The 6462-nt window shown below is 73.1% G+C and carries 5 protein-coding genes and 1 pseudogene; 4 read left to right on the top strand and 2 right to left on the bottom strand.

Translation table 11 applies throughout. The features are described from left to right. Positions 1-411 precede the first annotated feature (411 nt). The 4 genes from ACYVE9_RS12350 to ACYVE9_RS12335 all read left to right on the top strand — a co-directional run bounded on the left by ACYVE9_RS12350 (position 412) and on the right by ACYVE9_RS12335 (position 3966). Entirely contained in the window at positions 412-1656 is a 1245-nt protein-coding gene (locus ACYVE9_RS12350; protein ID WP_461027848.1) for a PP2C family protein-serine/threonine phosphatase, read from the top strand. Next, a complete protein-coding gene (locus ACYVE9_RS12345) occupies positions 1653-3254 on the top strand; it encodes a sensor histidine kinase (RefSeq protein WP_461027847.1) in 1602 nt (533 codons plus the stop codon). The genes ACYVE9_RS12350 and ACYVE9_RS12345 overlap by 4 nt, the downstream gene beginning before the upstream one ends. Beyond that, entirely contained in the window at positions 3251-3694 is a 444-nt protein-coding gene (locus ACYVE9_RS12340) for a response regulator (RefSeq protein ID WP_461027846.1), read from the top strand. The genes ACYVE9_RS12345 and ACYVE9_RS12340 overlap by 4 nt, the downstream gene beginning before the upstream one ends. Positions 3695-3765: 71 nt before the next feature. After that, positions 3766-3966, top strand: a complete 201-nt coding sequence (locus ACYVE9_RS12335) for a type II toxin-antitoxin system VapB family antitoxin (RefSeq protein ID WP_461027845.1) — start codon at positions 3766-3768, stop codon at positions 3964-3966. A 129-nt stretch (positions 3967-4095) separates the two neighbouring features. Here the strand turns inward: ACYVE9_RS12335 and ACYVE9_RS12330 are convergent, their stop codons facing one another. Together ACYVE9_RS12330 and ACYVE9_RS12325 are read right to left on the bottom strand one after the other, a co-directional pair. Next, on the bottom strand, positions 4096-4809 hold the full coding sequence (locus ACYVE9_RS12330; protein ID WP_461027844.1) for a 4'-phosphopantetheinyl transferase family protein: 714 nt from the start codon (positions 4807-4809) through the stop codon (positions 4096-4098). A 493-nt stretch (positions 4810-5302) separates the two neighbouring features. Further along, positions 5303-6462 (bottom strand): annotated as a pseudogene (locus tag ACYVE9_RS12325) (condensation domain-containing protein); the annotation flags it as partial.

The following is a 6462-nucleotide window of genomic DNA, read 5'->3' as shown; positions in this document are numbered from 1 at the left end:
GGCCGCCGCACGGTGACACCACCGGCCACCCCCGGGCCGCCGCCACCGGCACCGGCGGGTCCGGGACGCCGCGGAGACGCCGGTGTGGCGCATCCCACGTCCGGATGTATGCACCTTTGTCCGCAACCACTCCCAGCTCACCCGGGTGCCGCCGTAATCCGCCGACTGTTCTCTTCGCGCAGGTCAGAGCGGTGTGGGCACGGCAGGCCGACCAGCGGCGGCTCCCGGGGCCGCCGGGCGCACCGGGCCGGAGTGGGACAGAACCGCCCGTGCGGCACCCTCCGCGGGTGCCGGGCCTCCCCGTCGGAGCCGACCGTGGCCGACTTCGCAGTATTCTTTCGGCGATCACACGAAGAAACGGCCACGGAAGGTGTGTGCGAGGTGACATGGGGTCCTGGCACACCCGTGCCGATTGGGGAGCCGCCCAGTGCGGAACCCGAGGAGTCCACACCCGCGGCCCGAACGCCGGTCGGCGTCGGCCCGTGGCGGCCCTCAGTGCTCCTCATCGAGGACGACCCGGGGGACGCCCTCCTCGTTGAGGAGATGGTGGCCGACGGGCCCACGGAGATGCGCTTCGTCTGGGCCCGCTCACTCGGGCAGGCCCTGGAGGAGCTGGAGGCCTGGCAGCCGGACTGCATCCTGCTGGATCTGCACCTGCCGGACGCGCAGGGTCTGGAGGCCGTGACCCGGCTGCGCAGCGGGGCGAAGGACGTGGCCGTCGTCGTACTGACCGGGCTGGCGGAGGACGGCACCGGGCTGGACGCGGTGGCGGCCGGAGCGCAGGACTACCTCGTCAAGGGGCGGGTCGACCCGGAGCTGCTCAGCCGGGCCGTGCGCTACGCGGTCCAGCGCAAGCAGGCGGAACTGACCACGGCGGCACTCCAGGCCGGGCAGTTGCGCGCGCAGGAGAACGCCCGCCTGGAGCGTGGCCTGCTGCCCTCACCGATGCTGCGGGACCCCGACGCCTTCGGAGTCGTCGCACGCTACCGGCCGGGGCGGGCGCAGGCCCTGCTGGGCGGCGACTTCTACGACATCGTCCAGACCCGGGACGGCACCGTGCACGCCGTGATCGGTGACGTCTCCGGTCACGGGCCGGACGAGGCCGCGCTCGGCGTGGCACTGCGCATAGCCTGGCGCACCCTCGTCATCGGTGGTGCCACGGGTGTCGAGCTGATGACTCTGCTGGAAGAGGTCATGGTCGCCGAGCGGACCGGACCGGAGATCTTCGCGACGCTCACCAGTCTCGCGCTCCCGCCCTGCGGCGGCACCGCCAGCATCGTCCGCGCCGGGCACCCGGGGCTGCTCGTGCACGGGCCGGGCGGCGTGCGCTGGGTCGATCCGCCCGGTGGCCCGGCACTGGGCATGATCCCCGGGGCCAGCGCCTGGCCGGTCAGCGAACTCCCGCTCACGTCGTCGGACGCGTTGGTGGTCTTCACCGACGGCCTCTTCGAGGGCCGGATCGGGCCAGGATCGCAGCGCATGGGCGAGAGCGGGCTGCTCGAACTCGCCGAGCAGGCCGCGGGCCAACCCGCGGAGGCGTTCGTCGACACCCTCATCGGCCGCGCCGCCGAAGCGGCGGCCGACCACGGCGGTCTCACCGACGACATCGCCGTACTTCACCTCCACTGGCGCACGACGACGGGAAGCAGCACGTGAAGAGCGACCGGCGGCTGACGGTCCAGCACTGGTTCCACCTGGTCCTCGCCTTCATGGCAGTGCTCATCATCGCGGGTGGTGTCCTGGGCGCCCAGTTGATGTCGCGGACCACGCAGATCCAGGACGAACTGATCGACCAGACCCTGCCCGCCCGCGCCGAGGCGCTGCGCATGCAGACGGCCCTGGTGGACCAGGAGACCGGAGTACGCGGGTACGGCATCACCGGCGACCCGGACTTCCTCGGCCCCTACACCGAAGGGCGACGGCTCCAGCAGCAGGCGACGGACCGCCTCCGGACCCTGTTGGCCGGTCGTGAGGCCCTGCTCGCCGATCTGGACACGATCGAGCAGCGTGCCGAGCAGTGGCGCACCGAACACGCCGAACCGGCCCTGGAGATCGCCCGGACACGCGAGGAGCAGCCCGACACCGCGGCCACCGAACGGGGGCGGCAGGCCTTCGACCGGCTCCGGGCGCTGTTCACCGAGCAGAACCAGCACCTCGACGAGGCCAGGGCGGAGGGCAAGTCCGAGCTGTCCAGCGCGCGCCACTACCGCAACCTGGTGTTCCTGGGCGTCGCCGTGATGCTGCTGGCGGCCTGCGTGGTCATCGCCGTGCTGCTGCGGGTGATCGTGTCGCGTCCGCTGCGTGAGCTGGGCAAGGCCTCGCGCCGCATCGCCGAGGGTGAGTTCGGCCACCGCATCACCCCCAGCGGACCGGCCGACCTGCAAGCCCTGGCGTGCGACGTCGAGGCGATGCGGGAACGCGTCGTCAACGCGCTCGACAACGCCGAGGGCAAACGGGAACTGCTCGCGCAGCAGACCGTCGACCTGGACGCGCAGGCCGTGGAACTGCGCAGGTCCAACGCCGAACTGGAGCAGTTCGCCTACGTCGCCTCGCACGACCTCCAGGAGCCGCTGCGCAAGGTGGCGAGCTTCTGCCAGTTGCTGGAGAAGCGCTACGGCGACAAACTCGACGATCGAGGACGGCAGTACATCGACTTCGCCGTCGACGGGGCCAAGCGCATGCAGGTCCTCATCAACGACCTGCTCACCTTCTCCCGGGTGGGTCGGCTCGACGACGCCCAGCAGGACATCTCCCAGGACCGCACCCTGGACAAGGCCCTCAAGAACCTGTCCGCCGCCCTCGAGGAGTCCGACGCCCGGGTGGAGCGCGCGGAGCCGCTGCCCGAGGTCAGCGGGGACCCGACGCTGCTGGTGATGCTGTGGCAGAACCTTCTGGGCAACGCGCTCAAGTTCCGCGATCCCGACCGTCCGCCCGTGGTGGTGATCAGCTGCACGGCGGTGCGGGAGGCCGGGGGCGACGCCTGGCAGTTCTGCGTGGCGGACAACGGGATCGGCATTCCGCAGGAGTTCGCCGAGAAGGTCTTCGTCGTCTTCCAGCGCCTGCACAGCCGTGAGGCGTACAGCGGGACGGGCATCGGGCTGGCGCTGTGCCGCAAGATCGTCGAGCATCACAAGGGCCGCATCTGGGTCGATCCCGACCACTCCCCCGGCACCCGCATCTGCTTCACCCTGCCCGCGCTGCCCGCTCGGGACGACGAACCCACCACCCCCGCACCCCAAGGAGCGACGGCATGACCGAACAGCAGCCCATCGAGGTCCTGCTGGTGGAGGACGACCCGGGCGACGAGCTGATGACCCGGGAGGCGTTCGAGGACAACAAGATCGGCAACACCCTGCACGTCGCCCGGGACGGCGAGGAGGCCCTCGACTTCGTCTACCGCCGCGGCGCGCACGCCGACGCGCCCCGCCCGGACCTGATCCTGCTGGACCTGAACCTGCCGAAGTACGACGGCCGTCAGGTGCTGGAGCAGCTCAAGTCCGACCCGGAACTGGCGACCATCCCGGTCGTGGTCCTCACCACGTCCTCGGCCGAGGAGGACATCCTGCGCAGCTACCGGCTGCACGCCAACGCCTACGTCACCAAGCCGGTGGACCTGGACCAGTTCATCGCCGCGGTGCGCCAGATCGACGACTTCTTCGTCAGCATCGTCCGGCTCCCCCGCCCCTCCTTCTGATCCGGCCGGCCGGGGGCACCGGGCGGCCGACCGCTGCTACAGTCCAGCCCTGCGTACGAAGGGGGCAGACCGTGGCGAAGGTCAACATCAGTCTGGACGCGGAACTCGTCGTGGAGGTGATGGTGCTGGCCGGCGTGGGGTCCCCCCAGGACGCCGTCGAGGCAGTGGTACGCGACTACATCGCGCGCGGCCACCGGACCGAGGCCAGAACCGACCGCACGGAAGAAGGGCTGCGAGAGGTCGAGGCCGCGCCGCAGGAGCCGCAGGGCTGAGCGGCTGCGCCGCCTCCCTTCACCCGCCTGCCGCCGCCCTTCGCGCCTGACCGCCGCCGCTCCTGGCGACTCCTCCGGCCCTCCGTCCGCTTCCTCGGCCGCGTCCTGCGGCTCGGGACCGCGGCGGGGTCACCGCAGGTCGACGGCGACGGCCGCCGCGTGGCCCGCCGCCACGTCCACGTCCACCAGCGACCAGCCGGCGACCACGGCGGGACGGTCGCCCGTCCCCAGGTAGGTGCGTTCCAGGCCACCCGAGAGGCCCTTTCCGGTGCCCTTCAGGTACGCCTCCTTGCGCACCCAGCACCTCGCGAACGCACCGGGCCGGTCGGGGGCCGGCAGCGCCGCCACCTCCGCACGCTCCCGGGTGTGCAGCGCGGAGGACACCTCACGGGTGACTGCGGGGTCCGGTACGGCCTCCACGTCCACACCCACCGCGACGGGCGCGAACGCCAGCAGGACCAGGTCACCGCAGTGGGAGAGCGAGAAGTGCACACCACCGCCCCGCACCGCGGGGCGGCCGTGCGGTCCGCCGCAGACCGGGCAGTCCTCCCGCGTCAGCTCCACCGTGTCCGGCGGTGTGTCCAGAAAGCTCCCCAGGAACCTGCGCAGGGCCGTGTGCGCCACGGCGTAGCGGTCGCGGTCCTCCTGACGGCGGTACGCCGTCCACCGCTGCCGCTCACCCTCGTCGAGGAGGGCGAGCGCCGCCCCCGTCCCCGCGGTGTGCTCGGACACCCGGAGCAGCCGCAGCACGGGCCGGGACGCGTCATCCGGTACCGCGAGCTCCCAGGAGGGCGCGGTCGCGGAGACGTCTGCGAGCTCGGGCAGCACAGCGGGCGTCGTCACGGTTCTCCTCGTTTCCTGCTCGATCGGCCGGGCTCCCGCAAGGCGAGCGGGCGTGCACCCGAGAGGTCGGCTGCCGCCGTCGCCGGTCCGCGAGGACCGTGGACGCGTACCCGCGGCCCGACCGGCACCGCCCGGCGAACGGCGCGGTCTCCGCTTCCATGATCGCCGATGGCCGGGCCCGTGGGCCACGCCGCCCCACCGGCATCAGGGCGTCAGCGGCCGGAGTCCGGAGCCGTCGGCGCGGGCGGTCCCCGGCCCGGTGGGAAGGGGCGGCGGGAGGCGGGGCGGCCACCGGTACGGGACGTGGGCGCCGGGTGAGTACGGGCCGGGGACGTGACCGGGGTTCGCCGGACGCCGTACAGCGGATCCCACCAGCGGTACCGGCCGGCAAGACAGGCCGACCGGTGGTAGGCCAGGGTTTCCCTGAGCGGAGGACGCGTCACGTCCCCCGTCGTTGCCCTCATCCGCCGGGCCCCTCGTCCGCCGCCGTCGTTCACCCGCCGCCGGTCTGCGCCGGGCGACCTCGGGGGCCGGTGGGATGCCGCCTGGTCTTCGGTGGGGGGAAGCCCGCCAGTGACGCGAGGTCGACGGTGTGCCCGAGCAGATGCAGGGGCGCCGCCCGTACCTCCACCGCCTCGGCCGCCTCCCAGTACGCCAGGACCGACGCCTCGCCGACCGGACCGCGCACGAGGGGCAACGTGGGATCGGCCGCGTGCAGCAGGGATTCCAGTCGGCAGGAGGCGACGGTGCCCGGCAGTTGCGGGCGCTCCGCGTATCCGGTGGCGGCGATGGCCGGGAGGCCGTCGGCGACCTGGGACGTGGTGCTGTCCACGCCCAGCAGTCCACCGCCGACCACCAGCACGTCGTGGTCCCGCCGCATGCGTGCGACGGCTCGCGCGGTGTCCACGCAGTGCGGGAAGGAGTCGTCGACGACAACGGTCCCGGGCCGCAGGCGGTCGACGTCGAGCAGCGTGCCGCCGCCGCTCACCGCCGTGATCACCAGGTCCGCCCGGTAGACGGCGTCGGGCAGCCCCGCGTCCGACTCGCACGTCTCGACGGTGGTGGCCGCGCCGGATCGGCGGAGGCTGTCGGCCAGTTGTGCCATCCGCCGCCGACCGCCGGCGACGTCGCACAGCAGCAGCCCGGCCGGGGGCAGCGGGGAACGGCTGAGCAGCAGCGCCAGGGCGGAGCTGCCGATGGAACCGCAGCCCACCACCGCGACGGTCAGTTCGGGGAGCTTGCGGTGGGTGGTGTCGAGGTCGGCGTGCACGGTCCTGACGACGGACACCGCGGTCGCCGCGTGGCCGGTGGTGAGCGGCACCGCCGGCCCGGTCTCGTGCAGGACGGCGAAGCCGTAGCCGGTGTGCGCCGGGATCATGCCGGCGAGTGACACGCAGCGCGCGCCGAGTTCTGCCGCGTGCCGCACGGCGCGGGCGGTTCGGCCCACGAGGGTCTCCCCGTCGCGGAGTTCGGCGGTGAGTTCGTCGGCGAACAGCGGGAGGGAGACGAAGCCCGAGCGGCCGAGCGGGGTGGTGAGGGTCTCCAGCAGCCGGGGGCGCCCGCCGGGGAACAGCGCTGCTCGCAGCGCGTCCCGGGGCAGCCGGTCCGGGGCCAGCCCGGCGACGGCCGCCAGCTGCTCGGGCGACGGCAGGT

It is taken from the genome of Streptomyces sparsus (assembly GCF_054776295.1).
Note: the sequence above shows the minus strand (reverse complement) of the source record. Positions and strands in the feature narration are given on the sequence as shown.

Excerpts from the sequence above, each read along its gene's own strand:
- ACYVE9_RS12340 (WP_461027846.1), top strand. The coding sequence starts at position 3,251 with ATGACCGAACAGCAGCCCATCGAGGTCCTGCTGGTGGAGGACGACCCG.